This is a genomic window from Halomonas halodenitrificans DSM 735 (assembly GCF_000620045.1).
Classification (GTDB): Bacteria; Pseudomonadota; Gammaproteobacteria; order Pseudomonadales; family Halomonadaceae; genus Halomonas; species Halomonas halodenitrificans.
Genome location: NZ_JHVH01000019.1, coordinates 22,632 through 44,488 on the forward strand (window position 1 = coordinate 22,632; position 21,857 = coordinate 44,488).

21 protein-coding genes are annotated in these 21,857 nt (G+C 65.8%); 11 read left to right on the top strand and 10 right to left on the bottom strand.

What is annotated here, in order from left to right; translation table 11 throughout:
• Positions 1 to 6: 6 nt before the first annotated feature.
• The 4 genes from trpD to gph form a co-directional block, all read right to left on the bottom strand.
• Entirely contained in the window at positions 7 to 1,026 is a 1,020-nt protein-coding gene (trpD, locus tag Q358_RS0109850) for an anthranilate phosphoribosyltransferase (RefSeq protein WP_027961879.1), read from the bottom strand.
• Positions 1,027 to 1,042: 16 nt separating this feature from the next.
• Positions 1,043 to 1,651, bottom strand: a complete 609-nt coding sequence (locus Q358_RS0109855; protein WP_027961880.1) for an anthranilate synthase component II — start codon at positions 1,649 to 1,651, stop codon at positions 1,043 to 1,045.
• 19 nt (positions 1,652 to 1,670) lie between these two features.
• The gene (gene trpE / locus Q358_RS0109860; protein WP_027961881.1) at positions 1,671 to 3,167 is read right to left on the bottom strand and encodes an anthranilate synthase component I; all 1,497 of its coding nucleotides are present in this window, start codon (positions 3,165 to 3,167) and stop codon (positions 1,671 to 1,673) included.
• A gap of 255 nt (positions 3,168 to 3,422) precedes the next feature.
• On the bottom strand, positions 3,423 to 4,238 hold the full coding sequence (gene gph / locus Q358_RS0109865; protein ID WP_027961882.1) for a phosphoglycolate phosphatase: 816 nt from the start codon (positions 4,236 to 4,238) through the stop codon (positions 3,423 to 3,425).
• A 108-nt stretch (positions 4,239 to 4,346) separates the two neighbouring features.
• Here gph and Q358_RS0109870 point away from each other — a divergent pair, with 108 nt between their 5' ends.
• A complete protein-coding gene (locus Q358_RS0109870) occupies positions 4,347 to 5,645 on the top strand; it encodes an NAD(P)/FAD-dependent oxidoreductase (RefSeq protein ID WP_027961883.1) in 1,299 nt (432 codons plus the stop codon).
• On the opposite strand, the gene Q358_RS0109875 is transcribed toward Q358_RS0109870, so the two are convergent.
• The gene (locus Q358_RS0109875; protein WP_342665553.1) at positions 5,637 to 5,951 is read right to left on the bottom strand and encodes a GIY-YIG nuclease family protein; all 315 of its coding nucleotides are present in this window, start codon (positions 5,949 to 5,951) and stop codon (positions 5,637 to 5,639) included. The two genes, Q358_RS0109870 and Q358_RS0109875, sit on opposite strands and share 9 nt — an antisense overlap.
• A gap of 4 nt (positions 5,952 to 5,955) precedes the next feature.
• The gene (gene rpe / locus Q358_RS0109880; protein ID WP_027961885.1) at positions 5,956 to 6,657 is read right to left on the bottom strand and encodes a ribulose-phosphate 3-epimerase; all 702 of its coding nucleotides are present in this window, start codon (positions 6,655 to 6,657) and stop codon (positions 5,956 to 5,958) included.
• A gap of 183 nt (positions 6,658 to 6,840) precedes the next feature.
• On the opposite strand from rpe, the gene cysP reads away from it, so the two are divergent.
• The 5 genes from cysP (at position 6,841) to Q358_RS0109905 (ending at position 11,456) form a co-directional block, all read left to right on the top strand.
• Positions 6,841 to 7,851 carry a thiosulfate ABC transporter substrate-binding protein CysP gene (cysP, locus tag Q358_RS0109885; protein ID WP_027961886.1) on the top strand — a complete coding sequence of 337 codons (1,011 nt, stop codon included), beginning with the start codon at positions 6,841 to 6,843 and terminating at the stop codon, positions 7,849 to 7,851.
• Between the two features lie 17 nt (positions 7,852 to 7,868).
• Positions 7,869 to 8,720 carry a sulfate ABC transporter permease subunit CysT gene (gene cysT / locus Q358_RS0109890; protein ID WP_027961887.1) on the top strand — a complete coding sequence of 284 codons (852 nt, stop codon included), beginning with the start codon at positions 7,869 to 7,871 and terminating at the stop codon, positions 8,718 to 8,720.
• Positions 8,720 to 9,547, top strand: coding sequence for a sulfate ABC transporter permease subunit CysW (gene cysW / locus Q358_RS0109895; RefSeq protein ID WP_027961888.1), 828 nt, complete (start codon positions 8,720 to 8,722; stop codon positions 9,545 to 9,547). Before cysT ends, cysW begins: the two co-directional genes overlap by 1 nt.
• Positions 9,544 to 10,677 (top strand): sulfate/molybdate ABC transporter ATP-binding protein, encoded by a 1,134-nt coding sequence (locus Q358_RS0109900; RefSeq protein ID WP_027961889.1) that lies wholly within the window; start codon positions 9,544 to 9,546, stop codon positions 10,675 to 10,677. The genes cysW and Q358_RS0109900 overlap by 4 nt, the downstream gene beginning before the upstream one ends.
• Positions 10,678 to 10,865: 188 nt before the next feature.
• Positions 10,866 to 11,456, top strand: a complete 591-nt coding sequence (locus Q358_RS0109905; protein WP_027961890.1) for a YajG family lipoprotein — start codon at positions 10,866 to 10,868, stop codon at positions 11,454 to 11,456.
• A gap of 4 nt (positions 11,457 to 11,460) precedes the next feature.
• Here Q358_RS0109905 and Q358_RS0109910 read toward each other — a convergent pair whose 3' ends face one another.
• Positions 11,461 to 12,102 carry a class I SAM-dependent methyltransferase gene (locus Q358_RS0109910; protein WP_027961891.1) on the bottom strand — a complete coding sequence of 214 codons (642 nt, stop codon included), beginning with the start codon at positions 12,100 to 12,102 and terminating at the stop codon, positions 11,461 to 11,463.
• Between the two features lie 494 nt (positions 12,103 to 12,596).
• Between Q358_RS0109910 and miaB the strand changes: the two genes are divergently transcribed.
• The 5 genes from miaB to lnt all read left to right on the top strand — a co-directional run bounded on the left by miaB (position 12,597) and on the right by lnt (position 17,986).
• Positions 12,597 to 13,940: a tRNA (N6-isopentenyl adenosine(37)-C2)-methylthiotransferase MiaB gene (miaB, locus tag Q358_RS0109915; RefSeq protein WP_027961892.1), complete on the top strand. Its 1,344-nt coding sequence runs from the start codon at positions 12,597 to 12,599 to the stop codon at positions 13,938 to 13,940.
• 86 nt (positions 13,941 to 14,026) lie between these two features.
• Complete coding sequence (locus Q358_RS0109920) at positions 14,027 to 15,112, top strand: PhoH family protein (RefSeq protein WP_027961893.1); 1,086 nt, start codon at positions 14,027 to 14,029, stop codon at positions 15,110 to 15,112.
• Positions 15,109 to 15,594 carry an rRNA maturation RNase YbeY gene (gene ybeY, locus Q358_RS0109925; RefSeq protein ID WP_027961894.1) on the top strand — a complete coding sequence of 162 codons (486 nt, stop codon included), beginning with the start codon at positions 15,109 to 15,111 and terminating at the stop codon, positions 15,592 to 15,594. The genes Q358_RS0109920 and ybeY overlap by 4 nt, the downstream gene beginning before the upstream one ends.
• The gene (locus Q358_RS0109930; protein ID WP_027961895.1) at positions 15,591 to 16,478 is read left to right on the top strand and encodes a CorC family transporter; all 888 of its coding nucleotides are present in this window, start codon (positions 15,591 to 15,593) and stop codon (positions 16,476 to 16,478) included. Before ybeY ends, Q358_RS0109930 begins: the two co-directional genes overlap by 4 nt.
• Before the next feature lie 23 nt (positions 16,479 to 16,501).
• Positions 16,502 to 17,986: an apolipoprotein N-acyltransferase gene (gene lnt, locus Q358_RS0109935; RefSeq protein ID WP_027961896.1), complete on the top strand. Its 1,485-nt coding sequence runs from the start codon at positions 16,502 to 16,504 to the stop codon at positions 17,984 to 17,986.
• 114 nt (positions 17,987 to 18,100) lie between these two features.
• Here the strand turns inward: lnt and phaC are convergent, their stop codons facing one another.
• The 3 genes from phaC to aroC form a co-directional block, all read right to left on the bottom strand.
• Complete coding sequence (gene phaC, locus Q358_RS0109940) at positions 18,101 to 19,939, bottom strand: class I poly(R)-hydroxyalkanoic acid synthase (RefSeq protein ID WP_027961897.1); 1,839 nt, start codon at positions 19,937 to 19,939, stop codon at positions 18,101 to 18,103.
• 254 nt (positions 19,940 to 20,193) lie between these two features.
• Positions 20,194 to 20,676, bottom strand: a complete 483-nt coding sequence (locus Q358_RS0109945; RefSeq protein ID WP_027961898.1) for a hypothetical protein — start codon at positions 20,674 to 20,676, stop codon at positions 20,194 to 20,196.
• Between the two features lie 82 nt (positions 20,677 to 20,758).
• Positions 20,759 to 21,844, bottom strand: a complete 1,086-nt coding sequence (gene aroC / locus Q358_RS0109950; RefSeq protein ID WP_027961899.1) for a chorismate synthase — start codon at positions 21,842 to 21,844, stop codon at positions 20,759 to 20,761.
• Positions 21,845 to 21,857: the final 13 nt, after the last annotated feature.

The following is a 21,857-nucleotide window of genomic DNA, read 5'->3' on the forward strand; positions in this document are numbered from 1 at the left end:
GAACGCTTATTGCAGGAAGACGCGAGTGAAGCTGGTCAGCTCCTTGAGTTTCTCGAGGGGGAGCTTCGAGGCCTGGGCATCCTGGGCCAGGGCCACCCCCTCCTTCAAGCTGTCGGCCACATCGGCGGCATACAGGGCCGCACCGGCATTCAGCGACACGATATCGGCCGCCGGCCCCTCGCCCTTCAGGGCCTGCTCCACCAGGCGCAGGCTGTCCTCGGCGGATGCGACTCGCAGCGGGTCGAGTGACTGACGCGGGATCCCCAGGTCTTCGGGGGTGATCACGTATTCGTGGATCTCGCCGTCCCTGAGCTCCGCCACCCGGGTCGGCTCGGCCACGGAGACCTCGTCCAGGCCATCCTCGGCGTGCACCACCAGCACATGATGGCTTCCCAGGCGACGCAGCACCTCGGCCATCAACGGCACCAGCTCCGGGGCATAGACCCCCAGCACCTGGTTCGGTGCACCGGCCGGGTTGGTCAACGGCCCCAGGATATTGAACAGGGTACGCACCCCCATTTCACGCCGCGGTACCACCGCATGGCGCATCGCCGGATGGTGGTTGGGGGCGAACATGAAGCCCACGCCCACCTGCTCGATGCAGCGCGCCGCCTGCTCGGCATCGAGATCGATATGGATGCCCGCCACGGCGAACAGATCGGCGCTGCCCGAGGAGGACGAGACTCCCCGGTTACCGTGCTTGGCCACGTGACCACCGGCGGCGGCCACCACGAAGCTGGCCGCGGTGGAAACATTGAACAGGTTGGCACCGTCACCGCCGGTACCGACGATATCCACCACATGATCCGCCTGGAGATGAACCGGCGTCATCAACTCACGCATCACCTGGGCGGCGGCACTGATTTCCTCGGCGGTTTCCCCCTTCATGGCCATGCCCATCAGGAAGGCGGCGACCTGGGGTTCACTGGCCTCCCCGGTCATGATCTGTCGCATGATCTGATGCGTCTCGGCGAAGCTGAGGTCTTCGCGGCGCATCAGGGCACCGAGGGCGTCTCGCATCTGCATTATCGGTCTCCTCGAATCAGTCTCGGCCCAGCGGCGCCTGGGGGCGGCGCTTAAGGAAGTTGGCCAGCAGCTCATGGCCCTGGCGGGTCAGGATCGATTCGGGGTGGAACTGCACCCCCTCTACGTCCAACGCCCGGTGGCGAAGCCCCATGATCAACCCCGGGGTAATATCCTGGTCATCGGTCCAGGCGGTGACCTCCAGGCAGTCGGGCAGCCCCTCGCGATCCACGGTCAACGAATGATAGCGAGTGACCTCCAGGGGGTCGTCGAGGCCGGCGAACACGCCCTGACCGGTGTGGCGGATGGCCGAGGTCTTGCCGTGCATCACCTCCGGGGCACGCACTACCCTGCCGCCATAGACCTGGCCGATGGCCTGATGCCCCAGGCAGACGCCGAGTATCGGCAACTTGCCGGCGAAGTGTCGAATGGCCTCCATGGAGATGCCCGCCTGGTCGGGCGTGCAGGGCCCCGGGGAGATCACCAGATGGGTCGGGGCCAGGGCCTCGATATCCTTCAGGGTGATGGCATCGTTGCGATGGGTCTCGACCTCGGCTCCCAGCTCGGCGAGGTACTGCACCACATTGAAGGTAAAGCTGTCGTAATTGTCGATCATGCAGACTTTCATGGAACTCTCCGCCACCGGGCTATTCGAGGTTATCCAGGCCGTGTTCGGCCATGGCCACGGCGCGAAACAGGGCGCGCCCCTTGTTGAGAGTCTCCTGCCACTCCATCTCGGGTACCGAATCGGCGACGATCCCGGCCCCGGCCTGGACGTGCAGCTGGCCATCCTTGATCACCGCCGTGCGAATGGCGATGGCGGTGTCCAGGTTGCCATGCCAGGAGAGATAGCCGACCGCGCCGGAATAGATGCCGCGCTTGACCGGCTCCAGCTCGTCGATGATCTCCAGCGCACGGATCTTGGGGGCACCGGAGACGGTACCCGCCGGGAAGGTGGCGCGCAGGGCGTCCATGGCGCTGAGTCCCGGGGAGAGCCGCCCGGTGACATTGGAGACGATGTGCATGACGTGGGAGTAGCGCTCCACCACCATCTCCTCGGTGACCCTGACCGAGCCGGTCTCGCTGATGCGGCCCACGTCATTGCGTCCCAGGTCGATCAGCATCAGGTGCTCGGCGCGTTCCTTGGGGTCGGCCAGCAGCTCCTCTTCCAGGGCCTGGTCCTCCTCCTCGGTGCGGCCGCGCTTGCGGGTGCCGGCGATGGGGCGCACCGTCACTTCGCCCTCCTCCAGGCGGGTGAGGATTTCCGGCGAAGAACCGGCCACCTGGTGGTCTCCCAGGTCGAGGAAGAACATGTAGGGCGATGGGTTAAGGCTGCGCAGCGCCCGATAGAGATCCAGCGGGGCGGCACGGTAGGGAATCGACATGCGCTGGGAGGGCACGCACTGCATGACGTCGCCGGCCAGCACATATTCCTTGATGGTCTCGACCGCCGCCTTGAAGCCTCCCTCGGTGAAGCCGGAGGCGAAGTCGCCCTCTTCCACCGCGGCGCTGCCGGTCCCCGGGTTGGCGGTGTTGAGGGTGGCGCTGCGTAGCTGCTGTTCCAGGGCATCGAGACGGCCCGACGCCCGGGCATGAGCCTCGGGCTCTGCCGGATCGGCGTGGGTCCAGAGGGTCAGTCGGCCGGAGAGGTTATCGAACACCACCAGCTCATCGCACACCATCAGCAGGATATCCGGCACACCCAGTGGGTCGGGCTTGGCGGCGGCGGCCTCGCTGCGCAGGCGCGGCTCGATATAGCGAATGGTGTCGTAGCCGAAATAGCCCACCAGGCCACCATCGAAGCGGGGCTGGTCGTCCAGGCGCGGAACCTTGAAGCGCGCCTGGAACTGCTCGATCCACTCGAGGGGATCCTGCACCTCGGCGGCCCCTTGCAGCTCATCGTCGACGATATGGCTGATGCTGAAGCCACGGACTTCGATACGCTCGCGACAGGGCAGTCCGATGATCGAGTAGCGCCCCCACTTCTCGCCGCCCTGCACCGACTCCAGCAGGAAGGTCCAGGGCGCATTGGCGAGTTTCATGTAGGTGGAAAGCGGGGTATCGAGATCGGCCAGCACCTCGCGGGTGACCGGAATGCGGTTATAGCCGGCATCGGCCAGCTGCTGAAAGCGTTCGGGGGACATCATGCCCGGGCTCCTCGGTAAAACGGTTAGCGGTGGTTAACGCGGGTGCCGCGGCGGCTCAGGCAGCCACGACCAAGGGCGAAGTGAGCGTCACCATCGCCAGCTGCAGGGAGCGGGCAGGCGGGCAGCGGCGCGGGCAGCGCGAGTGTGAAGAGTAAGGTCCGACTGAGTGCGGGTGGGCATCGTGTGGTGTCCGCGGCTTATAGTAATAACATATTGAAAAGGCTCTACCTTATCGCAATAGCCGAATTTACGTTAAACGAGTTCCGCCAGCGATTCAACCACGCCATCCGGGCCACTGTCGCGCACCGGTTCGCCATGGTTGTAGCCGTAGGGGACCGCCAGGGTGCGGAATCCCGCCGCCTTGCCCGCGGCGATATCATGACGCGAGTCACCCACCATCAGGCAGGCCGCCGGAGAAATGGCGAAATGCGAGGCAACATGTAAAAGCGGTGCCGGGTGGGGCTTCTTCTCGGCCAGGCTGTCGCCCCCCAGGCAGAGCGCGAAATCGTCGGCCAGGCCCAGCCCCTCCAGCAGCGGCGCGATGAAGGCCTCGGGCTTGTTGGTCACCAGTGCCAGGGGCAGGCCGCGCCCCCGCAGTCCATCCAGGCATTCGCGCACCCCGGGGTAGCGCCGGGTATGGATCCCGGGCGCACGGGCATAGTGCTCCAGAAAGGCCTGATGGGCGCGATCCAGCAGGCCCTCTGGCAAGGATCCATCTGGCGAAGGGCCAGCAGGCGAGGCGCCGGGGACTGATAGTAGAGGGGGTCCTATGCCAGGGACGGCATCGGTAGCGCCCAGGGAGGGGTTCACAGCGCCCCCTCGGATATCAGTCGCCGGATCAGCCTCGCCGACTCCCTCGTTTATGTGAGCAATAAACCGCAACACCCGCTCCATCAGTACCAGCGAGCCATTGCCCACCCAGTCGCGCACCCGGGCCTCGCCGACGGCGGCCAGGCCCAGCTCGGCCAGGGCGGCATCCACGGCGATGGCCAGGTCGGGCACCGAATCGATCAGGGTACCGTCGAGGTCGAAGGCCACCAGTTCGACGCCTTCCAGAATGGGATGCATGCGCTGACTCCAGGGCAGTAAAAGCCATATTGTGCCGCACGAACCATGGGCAGGGAATGCCACCAGGCCTATGCTGGTGCTTTCTTTCACTTGCCGAGGAGTTCTCTTATGAGCATACCGAGAATCGTGGTGGTCGGCGGCGGCGCCGGTGGCCTGGAGCTGGTGACCCGCCTGGGTCGGCGCCTGGGCCGGCGTGGCCGAGCCGAGATCGTGCTGGTCGACCACAGCCCGACCCACATCTGGAAGCCGCTGCTCCACGAGGTCGCCACCGGCGCCCTCGACTCGGGTCTCGACGAGATCGCCTATGCCAGCCATGCCCGCGGCAATGGCTACCGCTTCCAGCGCGGCACCCTGCGTGGGCTCGACCGGCAGCGACGCCGACTGCATCTCGCCGCGATGCTCGACGACGACGGCGAGGAAATCCTGCCGGCTCGCGAGCTGGCCTACGACCGGCTGGTGCTGTCGCTGGGCAGCGTCAGCAACGACTTTGCCACCCCTGGTGTGGCCGAATACTGTCACTTTATCGATAGCCCCGGGCAGGCCGAGGCCTTCCGCCGCGACATGCTCGACACCTTCCTGCGCTACAGTGCCGCCGCACAGCACGAGTCCCCGCGGCTACGGGTAGGCATCGTGGGGGGCGGCGCCACCGGGGTGGAACTCGCCGCCCAGCTCTACGACGCCCTGCTGATGCTGCATAGCTACGGTGTCACCGAACTGGACCACCATCAGCTCGATATCCACCTCATCGAGGCCGCCGATGATGTGCTGCCGGCCCTTCCCGAGCGCGTTCGCCAGGCGGTCCGCGATGAGCTCCAGGGCCTGGGCGTGCAGGTCCTCACCGCCACGCGGGTCACCCAGGTCGAGGCCGACGCCATCCATACTGCCGATGGCCAGCGCATCGCCACCGACCTGGCCGTCTGGGCGGCGGGTATCAAGGCACCCGACATCCTCACCGAGCTGGGCCTGACCCTGGCCAAGGGCCAGCGTATCGTCGTGGACGACACCCTGCGCAGCGTCGATGACCCGGATATCTTCGCCTTCGGCGACTGCGCCAGCTGCCCCCAGGCAGACGGCAGCAGCGTGCCGCCCCGTGCCCAGGCCGCTCACCAGCAGGCCCAGCGGCTTTACCGGAATCTGCGTGCCCAGATCGACGGCAAGCCGCTCAAGCCCTTCGTGTACCGCGACCGCGGCTCGCTGATCTCGCTGGCGCATTTCGAGGCGATCGGCACCCTGATGCGCGGCGCCTCGGCACGGCGCCTGTTCGTCGAGGGCCATCTGGCCAAGTTCTTCTACGTCTCGCTCTACCGGCTGCACCAGAGGGCGGTTCACGGCAGCCTCAAGACCGGGATCATCGTCCTGGTCGATGGGTTGAACCGGTTCATTCGGCCTCGCCTCAAGCTACACTGAGGCATCTTCGGTCCGCTGATGCAGCCAGGCCCGCTTGCGGGCGGCCGTGAGGCGCTTGATCTCGGCCTCAAGGCGCAGAGCCGTGCCGTGGTCGCCCACCGGTTCCTGATGGCGCAGCGTCAAGGGCCCCTTGCCACGCAGCGCCTTGGCGCCGCGCCCCGCCCGATGCTGGGCCAGGCGCCGGTCGACGTCGGTGGTAATGCCGGTGTAGAGCGCTCCGCCGGCCGTCTCCAGCATATAGAGGTACCACACCCTCGCCTGGCCCGTCGGCTCGAGCGCCTCCGAAAGGGCGCGACGCTCGCTCAAGCCCTCAGCGCGCGCCGGCCAGCTGTTCGCGGAGGTCGCGAATCACGCCGTCATAGCGGTGCGGGTCCGCCGCGTTGCGGGCCTTGAACACCGCCGAGCCGGCGACGAAGGTGTCGGCCCCGGCCCGCGCGACCTCGGCAATATTCTCCACCTTGACCCCGCCATCCACCTCGAGGCGAATATCGCGGCCGGAGGCATCGATGCGCCGGCGCGCCTCGCGCAGCTTGTCGAGGGTGGCGGGAATGAACGACTGCCCGCCGAAGCCGGGGTTGACGCTCATCAGCAGCACCATGTCGACCTTGTCCATCACATAGTCGAGATAGGACAGCGGTGTGGCCGGATTGAAGACCAGGCCGGCACGGCAGCCGCCGTCGCGAATCAGCTGCAGCGAGCGGTCGATATGGTCGGAGGCCTCGGGGTGGAAGGTAATGATGCTGGCCCCGGCGTCGATAAAGTCACCGATCAGCTGATCCACCGGGCGCACCATCAGGTGCACGTCGATGGGCGCCGTCACGCCGTGCTTTCTGAGTGCCTCACAGACCATGGGCCCGATGGTCAGGTTGGGCACATAGTGGTTGTCCATTACATCGAAGTGGACGATATCGGCGCCGGAGGCGAGGACGTCGTCCACTTCCTCTCCCAGCCTCGCGAAGTTGGCGGAAAGGATCGAGGGCGCAATCAGGAAATCGCGGTTCGGGTCGGTCATGGCGGGGTCCCGGGTCGAAAACGAGGGGCAACAGTCTACCAGACCTCCCCTACGACGGCAGGCACGAGGATGCCCGGGGCGCAGAGATATATCACAAAATAGAATAACAAATATTATTGTAATTACTTTTATCACCCCATAACCTTATCCCAACGCTTACCATCGACTATTCGGAGCCTCTCCATGACCCTCGACCCTCGCTTTCCGCGCACCCTGCTCGCCATTGCCCTGGGGGCAGGACTCGCCGCCCCGGCCGCCGCCGCCGAGCGCGAACTGCTCAACTCCTCCTACGATATTGCCCGGGAGCTGTTCGCGGCGGTCAATCCGGAATTCATCGCCCACTGGCAGGAAAGTGAAGGCGAGGACGTGGCCATCCAGCAGTCCCATGGCGGCTCCTCCGCCCAGGCTCGCGCCATTCTTCAGGGGCTGCGCGCCGACGTGGTGACCTACAATCAGGTCACCGACGTCCAGGTGCTGGCCGACGACGGCCTGGTGGCCGAGGATTGGCAACAGCAGCTGCCCAACAATGCCTCGCCCTACTACTCCACCACCGCCTTCCTGGTGCGCAAGGGCAACCCCAAGGGCATCGAAAGCTGGGATGACCTGGACGATGAAGGCGTGGAAATCGTCTTCCCCAATCCCAAGACCTCGGGCAACGGCCGCTATACCTACCTGGCCGCCTGGGGCTTCGCGGATAATCAGTTCGACGGGGATGAGGCCAGGATTCAGGACTTCATGGGCGATTTCCTGAGCAACGTGGTGGTGTTCGATACCGGCGGCCGCGGCGCCACCACCAGCTTCATCGAGCGGGGCATCGGCGATGTGCTGATCAGCTTCGAGTCCGAGGTCAACAACATCCGCGGCGAGTACGGCAGCGATGACTACGAGGTGATCGTGCCGCCGGTCAGCATCCTGGCCGAGTTCCCGGTGGCGGTGGTCGAGCCCAACGCCGAGCGCAACGGCACCGAGGCGCTGGCCCAGGCCTATGTGGAGTACCTCTACAGCGAAGAGGCCCAGCGCCAGCTGGCCGGCTTCAACTACCGCGTGCACGACGAGACGGTGGCCGAGGAATTCGCCGAGCAGTTCCCCGAGACCGAGCTGCTGCGCGTCGAGGATGTCTTCGGCGGCTGGGACGCGGCCATGGATACCCACTTCGGCAGCGGCGGCCAGCTCGACCAGCTGCAACGCCGCTGAGCCTCGGGAGACGACCGATGAGTGCCCTGGCTCTTCCCCTGCCCCGTCGCCGCGTACTGCCTGGCTTCGGCCTGTCGCTGGGCATCAGCCTGACATTCGTGTCACTGGTACTGCTGCTGCCGATGACCGGCCTGGTGGGCCAGCTCAAGGGGCTCAGCCTCGCCGAGTACTGGGCCATCATCAGCGATGGCCGGGTGGTGGCCAGCTATACGGTGACCATCGGCGCCGCCGCACTGGCGGCGCTGGCCAACGCCGCCTTCGGCCTGCTGCTGGCCTGGGTGCTGGTGCGCTACGACTTCCCCGGCAAGCGCCTGCTCGACGCCCTGATGGATCTACCCTTCGCACTGCCCACGGCGGTGGCGGGCATCACCCTGGCCACTCTCTATGCGGGCAACGGCTGGGTCGGCGGCCTGCTCGAGCCCCTGGGCCTCAAGGTCGCCTACACCTGGGTCGGGATCGCCCTGGCCATGGCCTTCACCAGCATTCCCTTCGTGGTGCGCACGGTGCAACCCGTGCTGGAGGACCTTCCCCCCGAGGTGGATGAAGCCGCCATGACCCTGGGCGCCTCCGACGCCACCGGCTTTCGCCGCGTGATCCTGCCCTACCTGTGGCCGGCACTGGTCACCGGCACCGGGCTCGCCTTCGTGCGCTCGCTGGGCGAGTTCGGGGCGATCATCTTCATCGCCGGCAACGCCCCCTTCGAGACCGAGATCACCGCACTGATGATCTTCGTCAAGCTGCAGGAATACGACTATGCCGGCGCCTCGGCGATTGCCTCGGTGGTACTGGCCGTCTCCCTCGCCCTGCTGCTGGCGATCAACGTCTGGCAGGGGCACTTTATCAAGCGGTTACACGGAGGACGCGGCTGATGCAGCGTATCGGTGATGCCCCCGCCGTGCGCCGCCTGCTGGTCGGCGCCGCCGTGCTCCTGGCGGGACTCTTCTTGCTGCTGCCGCTGGTGGCCATCTTCGCCCAGGCCTTCTCCCAGGGAGTCGGCGTGTTCTGGAGCAATATCAGCGATCGCTACGCCCTGGCCGCCATCGGCCTGACGCTGTTGATCGCCACGCTGACCATCCCCATCTGCCTGACGTTCGGGGTAGCCCTGGCCTGGCTGGTAACACGCTTCGAGTTCCCCGGACGGCGCCTGCTGCAGACGCTGATCGATATTCCCTTCGCGGTATCACCGGTGGTGGCCGGCCTCATCTACCTGCTGCTCTACGGACGCAACGGCTGGATCGGCGGCTGGCTCGATGCCCATGATATCCAGCTGATGTTCGCCTGGCCGGGCATCCTGATGGTGACGGTCTTCGTGACCAGCCCCTTCGTCGCCCGGGAACTGATCCCGCTGATGCAGGCCCAGGGCTCCCGCGAGGAGGAGGCCGCCGTGACCCTGGGCGCGCCGGGCTGGACCATTTTCCGCCGGGTGACCCTGCCCAACATCCGCTGGGCGCTGCTCTATGGCGTGGTCCTGACCAATGCCCGGGCGGTTGGCGAGTTCGGCGCCGTCTCGGTGGTCTCCGGTGCCATTCGCGGCCAGACCATGACCCTGCCCCTGCACCTGGAGCAGCTCTACCAGGACTATAACGCCGTGGGCGCCTTCGCCAGCGCCGCCCTGCTGGCGCTGATCGCCCTGTTCACCCTGGCCGCCAAGGCCGGCCTGGAATGGCGCACCGCACGCCAGGAGGTTACCCCATGAGCATCCGATTGACCGATATCGCCAAGCACTATGGTCATACAAGCGGGGGTCATACAGGCAAGGGCCGTCCCGGGCATACCGCGAACCGCGCCCTGGAGCCGGTGAACCTGGAGGTCGCCGACGGCGAGCTGGTAGGCCTGCTCGGCCCCTCGGGTTCGGGCAAGACCACCCTGCTGCGCATCATCGCCGGCCTCGAATCCCCCGACCGCGACCCGGCCGGGCGCATCCTGTTCGGCGACCGCGATGTCACCGACGTTCACGTGCGCGACCGGCGCATCGGCTTCGTCTTTCAGCACTACGCGTTATTCCGGCATATGACGGTGTTCGACAACGTGGCCTTCGGCCTCACCGTGTTGCCACGGCGTGAAAGGCCCTCCAGCGGCGAGATTCGGGCCCGGGTCCACCGCCTGCTGGAGATGGTGCAGCTCGAGCGCTTCGCCGGACGCTATCCGGCTCAGCTGTCCGGCGGCCAGCAGCAGCGCGTCTCTCTGGCCAGGGCGCTGGCCCTGCGCCCCGACGTGCTGCTCCTCGACGAGCCCTTCGGGGCCCTGGATGCCAAGGTGCGTCAGGAGCTGCGCCGCTGGTTGCGCCAGCTGCACGATGAGCTTGGCTTCACCAGCCTGTTCGTGACCCATGACCAGGAGGAAGCCCTGGAGCTCTCCGACCGCGTCGCGGTGATGAGTCACGGCCGCATCGAACAGATCGATACCCCGGATGCCCTCTACCGTACGCCGGCCAACCGCTTCGTGTTCGAGTTCCTGGGCGATGTCAATCATCTGGAAGGCGAGGTGCAGGATGGCGTCCTGACCTGTGGTGACGCGCGGCTTGCAGTAGACCTGCCCGACGGCCACCAGGAACTGCTGTTGCGGCCCCACGAGGTACGCCTGACCCAGGCGCCCACCCCGGAGGCCCAGCTGCCGGTGACCGTCACGGCCATTTCCCCGGTGGGTGCCGAGGTACGCATCGAAGTCGCCGCGGACTGGCTGGCCGCCCCCTGGCTGGCCACCGTACGCCACGCCGACTACGAGCGCCTCGCCCTCACCCGCGGCCAGCGGCTGTATGTCATTCCGCGCCACTGGCACCGCTTCAGTGATACCCCCGGCCGAGAGTTCCGGGCCATCGCCGCCTGAGCTCGGTGGCCCGCCCCCGCCCCGGAGGCGCTATCGACTCCGGGGCGCCCGGGACTTCGTCAACGCCCCATCCCGAAGGGGGCTTGTGACACCCACACTCGTGACACCCACACTGGCGACACCCAAAAAGGACGCCGTGGGCGCTATACTGCTCGGCCGACATTCATCCTTCATACGGGAGCTACTTAATGCTGCGTCGACGCCTTATGCGCCTGGCCCTGCCCCTGATCGCCGCCGGCTGGCTGGCCGGCTGTGCCGCCCCTCAGACCCTGCAGCTTGACCCGAAGCGCAGCACTCAGGTGCCGACGGCCGGCAGCGGCCAGTCGGTCACGGTCATTGCCGCCGATGGCCGCGACAGTGACGTCATCGGCACCCGCACCGGCAGCGCCATGTCCACCGCCACGATCACGGTCTACGCCCACGACCTGATGCCGAAGCTGCAGCACGAAGCCGAGCGGGCCGTGCGCGACATGGGCTTTACGCCCACCACCCAGCGAGCCGAAGGCCGCCCCAGCCTGGTCCTGACCCTCGACCACCTCGGCTATGAACGCGGCAAGAGCCAACCGGTGATTGGCGAGGCACGCCTGGAGGCCGTGTATGTTGCCGAGGCGATCAATGGCGGCACGACCTACACCGGCACCTATACCTCTCGGCGCACCCAGGGCTATGCCGTCAAGCCGAGTCAGAAGACCAATACCCGCATGGTCAATGACCTGCTCGCCGACGGCCTGGACCGGGCCTTCCGCGACCCGGAACTGGGTCGTCTTCTGGCCCGCTGAAGGGCTATTCGACGGGGCCGCGGCGAACCATGGCCCAGACGTGCTCCCGGAAGCCGCTGCCCGGTTCCGGGGCGCCTTGTTCCAGCAGGGTCATTCGAAAATTGGGGGCGAACAGCTCGCGCAGTTCCGCTTCCGACACATGGAACGGCGGGCCGGCTCCTTCCTCTCCCGCGGCACGATTGAGGCTGATAAACAGCCCCCTGGCCCCGGGCGGAACCAGCTGCGCCAGATGGAAGGCATAACGCTGACGGGTAGCGGGCGGCAACGCAATCAGGGCGGCACGGTCATAGAAGGCGCCGACCTCGGCCGCCTGGTCGATATGGAAGTGAAAGAAATCGCCACACCAGAGCTCGACGTTGACCTGTCGACTTATCTCGAACCCGGCCTGTCGATAGCGCGAGACGGGCTCACTCCCTTCGGCGAGAAACTGCTCGACCGCCTGGGCCGCCAGCTCGATACCCAGCACCGGGTGCTCATGACGACTCAGCCAGCGCATATCGTGGCTCTTGCCGCACAGGGGCACCAGCACCTTGACGCCAGGCGACACACCCAACAGAGGCCAGTGGTGGCAGAGCGCGGGATGCGGGGCATCACGATGAAACCCAATGCGCCCTTCCCGCCAGCGAGACAACCATTCATTTTCCATGACAGCTCAGCACCGGCGGTCGCGCTTGGGACATCGCGGTAGATTGACGTTGCACATCAGCGGGTCCTGTTCGTGTGTTGTGGTATATGCGAGTCATGATCCTGACCGCCACGGCTCCGGCCGATGCGTATCCGGATGGTTATTCACAGCTTCTGTGGACAACCCCCGGGACAACCCTGGGAAAGTCGTCTCTCACCGCCGTCACCACTCTGTCGGCGAGCCGGCGGTCACTGCGTAACCAATATGCGGATGCCTGGCACCGTTCGCCGGGGCCGCTAGATTACCACACTCCTGACGCTCTCCAGCCCAGGCCCCGCCCCCGGGCTGGCTCCCGGCGTTCACGACACGTATAATGATCGCCTGTTGTCAACGATGGTCCAGACGGCCACCGCCATCCATTGCCGCGCCCCGGCGGTCCACTGCCGTGAGCGACGCGCATCCCAGAACCCACCGGTGATATACGTCGGGCGCCTTGCGCCACGACCCCAACTCTTATGGCGAAGAAACTCTTCATCAAGACACACGGCTGCCAGATGAACGAGTACGATTCTGCCCGCATGGCGGATCTGCTCGGCGAATCTCACCGTCTCGAACTCACCGACAGCGAGCAGGAGGCGGATGTCATCCTGCTGAATACCTGCTCGATCCGCGAGAAGGCTCAGGAGAAGGTGTTTCACCAGCTGGGGCGCTGGAAGAAGCTCAAGGAGAGCAACCCCGACCTGGTGATCGGGGTCGGCGGCTGCGTGGCGAGCCAGGAAGGCGAGGCACTGCGCAAGCGCGCTCCCCATGTCGATATGGTCTTCGGGCCCCAGACCCTGCACCGGGTACCTTCCATGCTCGACTCCCGCCAGCAGGATCAGATCTCGGTGGTCGACGTGACCTTCCCGGAGATCGAGAAGTTCGACCACCTGCCCAAGCCGAGCTCCGATGGCGCCACCGCCTTCGTGTCGATCATGGAAGGCTGCTCCAAGTACTGCACCTTCTGCGTGGTGCCTTACACCCGGGGCGAGGAGGTCTCGCGGCCCTTCGAGGCGGTGATGGACGAGGTCGTTCACCTGGCCGACCAGGGCGTTCGCGAGATCAACCTGCTGGGCCAGAACGTCAACGCCTACCGCGGCATGAATCAGCTGGGAGATGAAATCGACCTGGCCGAGCTGATCGCCTGCGTGGCGGCGGTGGAAGGCATCGATCGCATCCGCTTCACCACGTCCCACCCGGTGGAGTTCTCCGACAGCCTGATCGAGGCCTATGGCGATATTCCCGAGCTGGTCAGCCATCTGCACCTGCCGGTACAGGCCGGCTCGGACCGGGTGCTCGCCGCCATGAAGCGGGGTCATGGTGTAGAGGAATATGTCGAGAAACTGGAGCGCATTCGCGCGCTTCGGCCCGACATCAGCTTCTCCTCGGACTTCATCATCGGCTTCCCGGGCGAGACCGACGCGGATTTCGAGGCCACCATGGACCTGATTCACCGCATTGGCTTCGACCACTCCTTCAGCTTCGTCTATTCGGCACGGCCCGGCACGCCGGCGGCGAGCCTCGACGACGACACGCCGGAGAGCGTCAAGAAGCAGCGCCTGGCGATTCTCCAGGAGCGCATCAACCAGCAGGCCGCGCAGATCGGCCGGCGCATGGTGGGCTCCACCCAGCGCATCCTGGTCACCGGCTTCTCGCCGCGGGATCCGGGGCAGCTCTCCGGTCGCACCGAGAATAACCGGGTGGTCAACTTCCGTGCGCCCAACCCCACCGAACTGATCGGCTACTTCGTCGACGTCGTGATCAGCGAGGCACTGCCCAATTCGCTGCGCGGCGAGCTGGCCTCACCGGCGGTCTACTGACCCGGCGACCGGCACTTCCGTTTGCCGCGGCGCCCGCCGCGGCAGTAAGCTGAATGCACACTCATCATCCAGGGGACTCGTCCGTCTTGAGCCAGCCATCCTCTCAGGCCAACCGCATCATTACTCTGACCCTCGAACCCAACGACCCCCGCCGCCTGGCCAACCTCTGCGGCCAACGCGACGAGAACCTCAAGCTGGTGGAGTCGCGCCTGGGCATTACACTGCGCAACCGCGGCAACATCTTCCAGCTGGCCGGGCCCATGCATCGGGTCAAGGCCGCCGCCAATATCCTCGAGCATCTCTATCGCGAGACCGAGGCCAGCGACCTGACACCGGATACCGTGCACCTTTTCCTGCAGGAATCCGGGCAGCAGGCGCTCGAGGAGGATGAGGGAGATAGCGGCGACTCCGAGGTGTTGATTCGCACGCCACGCACCCTGATCAAGCCTCGCGGCCTCAATCAGCAGGGCTATGTGCAGAGCATTCGCTCCCATGACATCAACTTCGGCATCGGCCCCGCGGGTACCGGCAAGACCTACCTGGCGGTGGCGGCGGCGGTGGAGGCCCTCAATCAGCAGGAGGTCCGCCGCATCCTGCTGGTACGCCCGGCGGTGGAGGCCGGCGAGAAACTCGGTTTCCTGCCCGGCGACCTCGCCCAGAAGATCGACCCCTACCTGCGCCCGCTCTACGATGCCCTCTACGAGATGATCGGCTTCGAGCAAGTGGCCAAGCTGATCGAACGCCAGGTCATCGAGATCGCCCCGCTGGCCTATATGCGCGGGCGCACCCTCAATAACGCCTTTATCATCCTCGACGAGAGCCAGAACACCACCCGCGAGCAGATGAAGATGTTTCTGACCCGCATCGGTTTCGGCTCCACCGCGATCATCACCGGCGACGTCACCCAGGTCGACCTGCCCCGGGGCCAGAGCTCGGGTCTGATTCAGGTGCTCGAGGTGCTCAAGGGCACACCCGGCATCGGCGTCACCCACTTCGCTGCCAAGGACGTGGTTCGCCACCCTCTGGTGCAGCGCATCATCGAGGCTTACGACAGCTTCGAGGCCGACCAGGAGGCCGCCGAACGCGCCCGCAAGGAAGCCCGGGAACAGGAACGCGAGACCCTGCGCCAGGAGCGCCGGGCGCGCATCGACCGCGAGCAGGGCGAATCATGAATCACCTCCAGGTGGATCGCCAGGTCGCCATCGATGCCGACACCCTGCCGACCCAGGCCGAACTGGAGGGCTGGGTCGGCAAAGTGCTCGCCCATCACGACGAGGAGCGCCACGAGCTCACCGTGCGCCTGGTGGACGCGCCGGAGAGCCAGGCGCTGAACCGCGACTACCGCGACAGGGACAAGCCGACCAACGTGCTCTCCTTCCCCTTCGAGAATCCCCCCGGCGTCAGCCTGCCACTGCTCGGCGACCTGGTTATCTGCCACCCCGTGGTGGTGGCAGAGGCCGCCGAGCAGGACAAGCCCCTGGGCGACCACTACGCTCACATGGTGGTGCACGGCACCCTGCACCTGCTTGGCTACGATCATCTCGAGGAGGATGAGGCAGACGTCATGGAGACCCTCGAGCGCGAGATCTTGACCGAGTTTGGCATCACCGACCCTTATCGGACCGCATCCGAGGACGAGAGAACCGACTCATGAGCGAAGATCGATCGAGTGGCCAGGGCAGCCGTTCCTGGCTCGAGAAACTGCTGGGGGCACTCTCCAGCGACAGCGACGAGCCCAGCTCGCGAGACGAGCTGCTGGAGTTTCTGCGCCAGGCGGCGAGCCGCCTGAAGCTCGAACAGGACGCCATGATGATCATCGAGGGGGCGTTGAAGATCAGTGACCAGCAGGTCCGCGAGGTGCTGGTGCCCCGTTCCCAGGTCACCGCCATCGCCATCGACCAGCCACTGGAGGAATATCTGCCGGTCATCCTCGAGACCGGCCACTCTCGCTATCCGGTCATCGACGAGAATCTCGATGACGTCAAGGGAATCCTGCTGGCCAAGGACCTGCTGCCGCTGCTGCGCAACAATCAGGAGAACGGCAGGCCCTTCCGCCTCGAGGAGGTGGTAAGACCGACGCTTTTCGTACCGGAATCCAAGCGGCTGAATAGCCTGCTCAAGGAGTTTCAGAGCACTCACAACCATATGGCGATCGTGGTGGATGAGTATGGCGGTACCGCCGGCATCGTCACCATCGAGGATATTCTCGAGGAGATCGTCGGCGATATCGAGGACGAGCATGACGCCGACGACGAGGAGGACATTCGCGACCTCGGCGAGCAGCGCTACGCGATCCGTGCCCTGACGCCCATCGAGGACTTCAACGACCGCTTCGAGACACACTTCTCCGACGAGGAGTTCGACACTCTCGGCGGCCTGGTGATGCAGCGCTTCGGCCACCTGCCCGCTCGCGGCGAACACGCCATTATCGGTGGCTGGCGCTTCACGGTGCTGAACGCCGATAACCGGCGTATTCGCCTGCTGGAAGCCGAAATCTGCGACACAGACGCCGACGACACCCCCGACGACAACGACTGACACGCCTGCCACGGAGGGCCAAGATGCCAGCGTTCCGCCACTCCCCCGCCCTCGGTTGCCTGCTGGCAGTTGCCGCCGGCGGCCTCACCACGCTTACCGCCTCCCCTTTCGAGCTCTGGTGGCTAGGCCCGGTGGCCGCGGGGCTGATCTATCTGGGCATCGTGTCCCTGACACCCGGCCAGGCCGCCCTGCGCGGCTGGTGCTACGGCCTGGGGCTATTCGGCTCCGGTGCCTCCTGGGTCTATGTATCGATCCATGACTACGGCTATACCGGCGTCCCCCTGGCCCTGTTGCTCACCACGCTATTCGTCGCGGGCCTGGCGCTTTTCCCCGCGGTCACCCTGTGGCTCTACCGGCGCCTTGCCGGCCCGCGCCTGGCCTGGCTCAGCTTTGCCGGTGCCTGGGTCCTGGGAGAGTGGCTGCGCACCTGGCTGTTCACCGGCTTTCCCTGGCTGCTGCTGGGCACCTCCCAGGTTGACTCTCCGCTCGCCCCCTGGGCCCCGATAGGCGGCGTCTATCTGCTCTCGCTGATCACCGCGCTCACCGGCACCCTGGGCGTCGAGCTGCTTCGCCGCCGCTGGTGGGCCGCCCTGCCCATCGCCGCCCTGTGGCTCGCCCCTCTGGCGCTGCCCACCCAGTGGACGAGCCCAAGCGGCCAGCCACTTCGCGTGGCCCTGCTCCAGGGCAACCTCGACCAGGCCATCAAGTGGACCGCCGACGGCCAGCGGGAAGCGGTCCACCGCTACACCGAGCTGACCCGAACCCATGGCGATGAGGCCTACGACCTGATCATCTGGCCCGAGGCGGCGCTACCCATGTTCGAGCGTGAGGCGCGGCCGGTGTTCGAACGGGTCCAGTCCCGACTGCCCCCCGACACCGCCCTGCTGACCGGCATCCTGCAGCGTGACGGCGAGGGGCTCTACTACAATAGCGTGGTCGGCCTGGGCAACGCGCAGGGCGAGTACCGCAAGACGCACCTGGTGCCCTTTGGCGAATATCTCCCCCTGGAGAGCCTGCTCGCCGATACCATCGCCTTCTTCAACCTGCCGATGCCGGCCATGACACCCGGGCCGGAGAGCCAGCCGCCGCTGCGCGCGGCCGGTACCACCATCGGCAATGCCATCTGCTACGAGATCATCTATGCCGACCGTGTCGCCGCCCAGGCGCGCCATTCGGCGCTCCTGCTGACGGTATCCAATGACACCTGGTTCGGGCGCTCCATCGGGCCCCTGCAGCACCTGCAGATGGCCCGGCTACGCGCCCTGGAGAACGGCCGCCATGTGATTCGCGCCACCAGCAATGGCGTCACCGCCACCATCGACGACCGCGGCCGTGTCACCGCCCGGGCCCCCCAGTTCGAGGTCACCAGCCTGACCGGCGAGGTGCAGCCCATGACGGGGCTGACTCCCTTCACCCGCACCGGCAGCTGGCCCGTCTGGCTACTCGCCGCGGCGCTGGTGCTGCCCGGCCTGCGACTGCGCCACGCCCGGCTTCGCCGGGAGCTGTAAGCCGGGAGCCGTAAGCCGTAAGCCGTAAGCCCGGAGCTCCATATAAATGGCAGCGAAAACCAAGAAGCGCTCAGCCGATGGATCGGCTGAGCGCTTCTATTTATAGCTTATAGCTCAGGACTCCGGCGCGACCGGTACTTCGCCGAGTACCTCGGGAATGGTCATCTTGACGTAGCGGCCGGGTGCCGGCTCGATGACGGAGAGCTCACCGTCGCCGGGCTGGCGCGCCGTCACCACCTTCTCCGCATCCACATAGCCGTTGTCGGTCATCCACGCCTGCCAGTGCGGCCACCAGGAGCCTTCATGCTGCTCGGCGCCGGCCAGCCACTGCTCATGGGTCTCGGGCAGCGCATCGTTGGTCCAGTAGCCGTACTTGTTCTTGTGCGGCGGGTTGACCACCCCGGCGATATGCCCCGACCCGCCCAGCACGAAGGTCACCGGTCCCTTCGGCAGCAGGGCCCCGTAGTAGGTGCTGTTCCACTTGGCGATGTGGTCCTCCCGGGTGGAGAGGAAATAACTGGGTGTGGAGATCTTGCGCAGGTCGATCTTGACGCCGTCGAGCTCGATACCACCGGGCTCGACCAGCTTGTTTTCCATGTACATATGACGCAGGTACCAGCCGTGGGTCGCCGCCGGCAGGTTGGTGCCATCGGTGTTCCAGTAGAGCAGGTCGAAGGGGGCCGGCACATCCCCCTTCAGGTAGTTGCTGATGTAGAACGACCAGAAGAGATCATTCTCGCGCAACAGGTTGAAGCTGAAGGCCATCACACGCCCGTCGAGATAGCCGTCGCGCGCCATCTGGGCCTCGATGCCGGACAGCACCGGCTCGCTGAGGAAGGCGCCGATCTCGCCGGGGTCGCGGAAATCCTGCAGCGTCGTCATGTAGGTGGCCGACTTGATCCGCCGCCCACGGCGAGTGCTGGTGAGATAGGCCACGGTAGCGGCCGCCAGGGTGCCGCCGACGCAGTAGCTGAGCAGGTTAACCGATTTCTCTCCGGTGGCCTTCTCGATCGCCTCGAGGGCGGCGATGGGTCCCAGCTGCATATAGTCGGCCCAGGTCACATCGTGCTGTGCCGGCCCCGGATTGCGCCAGGAGATCAGGAAGACGCTGTGCCCCTGGTCGACCAGCCATCTGACCAAGGAATTGTCCTCGCGTAGATCGAGGATGTAGTACTTGTTGATCCAGGGCGGCACGACCAGCAGCGGCTCCTTGTAGACCCGCTCGGTGCTGGGAGCGTACTGGATCAGCTGAATCAGTTCATTTTCATAGACCACGGAGCCGGGAGTCACGGCGATGTTCTTGCCCACTTCGAAGGCGCTGCGGTCGGTCATGGTGACGTTGAGCCCCTCCGCGGAGTTGCTAAGGTCCTGGCGCAGCCTGGCGAGACCATCCACCAGGTTCTGGCCGCGGGTCTCCAGCGTCTTGCGCATCACTTCGGGGTTGGTGGCAACGAAGTTGGTGGGCGACATGGCATTGACCATCTGACGGGCATAGAACGCCAGCCGGCTCTTCTGCTCGTCGGGGAGGTCCAGTCCGTCGACCAGCTCCTCGACCAGCCGCGAGAAGAGCAGATACTGCTGCATGATGGCCAGGTAGTAAGGGTCGCTGGTCCAGGACTCATCCTTGAAGCGGCGATCGCCCTTGCTCGGCGTCACCAGCGGCTCGACCCGCTCGCCGGCCATGGTCCGCAGGCCGTTCTGCCACAACTGGCACTGGTCCTGAATCAGTCGGGCCTGGGCCTGCCAGAGCTGGGGAGGATTGCGCATCAGCGATTCTGCCGCTGCCTGGAAGCTGTCCCGCATGTCTCCATATACCGAATCGGCGGCGTCGCTTGGCACCATGCGCTCCAGCAGGTCCCCCATCAGATGACGGTACTCGTCGCCGACCTGCTGGAGGTGGGAATTCCACGCCTCCAGCTCGGCCTGTGTCGGTGCTTGAATCCCTGGCTGCATAGAACCCTCCCGGTCCGCCGGCCACGCCATGCCGACGTCAGATAGCACGATCCGCCGCCCTCCCACGGAGGACGGCGGCCTGATCAGCGACCCCGTCAGGGATCGGATTGCGCTGCATGGCAGCGCTCGAGGTCAGCCCTTGCCGTAGGCGGTGGCCGACTCATCCACCAATGCTGCACCGCAAAAAGCCTAGACTGCCACCGCCGGGGTTGCAAGGCCATATCGACAAGGTGATGCCCCCCGAGGCGCCTCCCTCAGCTATCGCGCTTGGTCCGTGAACGGGCCGTGGCCGTCCCCTTGCTGGCCTTGGCACGACTGGAAGACTTGCCGCTTGCCGTGCTGGAGGCACTCCTGGACTTCGCGCCGCTCTTTTCGCTCTTGCCATGGTTCTTGTCATTCTCCGCGCCTTCCTCGTCCTCGGCGCCAGACTGCCCACCGGACTGGCCGGCCTGCTTGAGCATATCGAGCATCATCTGCTGATAGGTACCGAAGCTGGACAGTCCCTGGGAAAGCCCCCGGGACAAGCCCTGGGAGAGATCCTGGGGCATGCCCTGCCCCATGCCCGTCTGCTGAAGGAAGGGCTGCATCAGGCTCATCGGGTCATAGCCCTCCACGCCGGATTCCATCTGCTTCTGTATCCGGTCCAACAGGTCCTTCTGGAAGGCCGCCACATCGGGCAGACCCAGCGCCTGGCGAAACTCATCGGGGGTAAGGTCAAATTCGACGTTGATCTTCATGATATATGCCCTGTCCGTTGATCCGACTGGCAGTGTAGCAGTCCCTTCCGGCTTGCCCTTCACCTCATGGCCGTCAGTGCTCTCAACGCAGTACCGGCGTCTCGACGCTGACGTCGGCATTCTGGCCGCGATGACGCAACAGATGATCCATCAGGGTCAGGGCCATCATCGCCTCGGCGATCGGGGTAGCCCGGATACCCACACAGGGATCATGGCGTCCCTTGGTGATCACCTCCACCGGGTCGCCATGGGTATCGATGCTGCGGCCCGGGATGGTGATGCTGGACGTGGGCTTGAGCGCCAGATGCGCCACGAGCGTCTGGCCGCTGGAGATACCACCCAGCACGCCGCCGGCGTGGTTGGAGAGAAAGCCCTCGGGCGTCATCTCGTCGCGGTGCTCACTGCCACGGCTGGCCACGGAGGCGAAGCCGTCACCGATCTCCACGCCCTTCACCGCATTGATGCTCATCAGGCCATGCGCCAGTTCGGCGTCGAGGCGGTCGAACACCGGCTCGCCGAGCCCCGGCGGCACGCCCTCGGCCACCACCGTGATCTTCGCCCCCACCGAGTCCTGATCCCGCCGCAGCTGATCCATATAGGCCTCGAGCTCTTCGACGCGACTGGCATCGGGGCAGAAGAAGGGGTTGTCGCCCACCGCGTCCCAGCTCTTGAAGGCGATCTCGATGGGCCCCAGCTGGCTCATGTAGCCCCGGACGCGGATGCCTCGCGCCTCGAGATACTTCCTGGCAATGGCCCCGGCGGCGACCCGCATCGCGGTCTCCCGGGCACTGGAGCGTCCGCCACCGCGGTAGTCGCGGATACCGTACTTGTGGTGATAGCTGTAGTCGGCATGGGCAGGACGGAACTGGTCCTTGATCTTCGAGTAGTCCTTGGAGCGCTGGTCGGTATTCTCGATCAGCAGACCAATGGCGGTGCCGGTCGTGCGCCCCTCGAAGACCCCGGAGAGGATCCTCACCCGATCGGGCTCGCGGCGCTGGGTGGTATGGCGTGAGGTCCCGGGGCGACGGCGATCCAGGTCGCGCTGCAGGTCCTCCTCACTGAGCGCCAGACCCGGCGGGCAGCCGTCGACGATGGCGCCCAGCGCCGGGCCATGGCTTTCGCCGAAGGTGGTAACGGTAAACAGCTTGCCGAAGGTGTTGCCGGACATGAGCGTTCCTCGA

Coding starts and splice junctions, on each gene's coding strand:
- trpD (WP_027961879.1), bottom strand. CDS start 1,026: ATGCAGATGCGAGACGCCCTCGGTGCCCTGATGCGCCGCGAAGACCTC.
- phaC (WP_027961897.1), bottom strand. CDS start 19,939: ATGCAGCCAGGGATTCAAGCACCGACACAGGCCGAGCTGGAGGCGTGG.
- Q358_RS0109945 (WP_027961898.1), bottom strand. CDS start 20,676: ATGAAGATCAACGTCGAATTTGACCTTACCCCCGATGAGTTTCGCCAG.
- trpE (WP_027961881.1), bottom strand. CDS start 3,167: ATGTCCCCCGAACGCTTTCAGCAGCTGGCCGATGCCGGCTATAACCGC.
- aroC (WP_027961899.1), bottom strand. CDS start 21,844: ATGTCCGGCAACACCTTCGGCAAGCTGTTTACCGTTACCACCTTCGGC.
- Q358_RS0109855 (WP_027961880.1), bottom strand. CDS start 1,651: ATGAAAGTCTGCATGATCGACAATTACGACAGCTTTACCTTCAATGTG.
- gph (WP_027961882.1), bottom strand. CDS start 4,238: ATGCATCCCATTCTGGAAGGCGTCGAACTGGTGGCCTTCGACCTCGAC.
- Q358_RS0109905 (WP_027961890.1), top strand. CDS start 10,866: ATGCTGCGTCGACGCCTTATGCGCCTGGCCCTGCCCCTGATCGCCGCC.
- Q358_RS0109930 (WP_027961895.1), top strand. CDS start 15,591: ATGAGCGAAGATCGATCGAGTGGCCAGGGCAGCCGTTCCTGGCTCGAG.
- cysP (WP_027961886.1), top strand. CDS start 6,841: ATGACCCTCGACCCTCGCTTTCCGCGCACCCTGCTCGCCATTGCCCTG.
- Q358_RS0109870 (WP_027961883.1), top strand. CDS start 4,347: ATGAGCATACCGAGAATCGTGGTGGTCGGCGGCGGCGCCGGTGGCCTG.
- cysT (WP_027961887.1), top strand. CDS start 7,869: ATGAGTGCCCTGGCTCTTCCCCTGCCCCGTCGCCGCGTACTGCCTGGC.
- rpe (WP_027961885.1), bottom strand. CDS start 6,657: ATGACCGACCCGAACCGCGATTTCCTGATTGCGCCCTCGATCCTTTCC.
- ybeY (WP_027961894.1), top strand. CDS start 15,109: ATGAATCACCTCCAGGTGGATCGCCAGGTCGCCATCGATGCCGACACC.
- lnt (WP_027961896.1), top strand. CDS start 16,502: ATGCCAGCGTTCCGCCACTCCCCCGCCCTCGGTTGCCTGCTGGCAGTT.
- miaB (WP_027961892.1), top strand. CDS start 12,597: ATGGCGAAGAAACTCTTCATCAAGACACACGGCTGCCAGATGAACGAG.
- Q358_RS0109900 (WP_027961889.1), top strand. CDS start 9,544: ATGAGCATCCGATTGACCGATATCGCCAAGCACTATGGTCATACAAGC.
- cysW (WP_027961888.1), top strand. CDS start 8,720: ATGCAGCGTATCGGTGATGCCCCCGCCGTGCGCCGCCTGCTGGTCGGC.
- Q358_RS0109910 (WP_027961891.1), bottom strand. CDS start 12,102: ATGGAAAATGAATGGTTGTCTCGCTGGCGGGAAGGGCGCATTGGGTTT.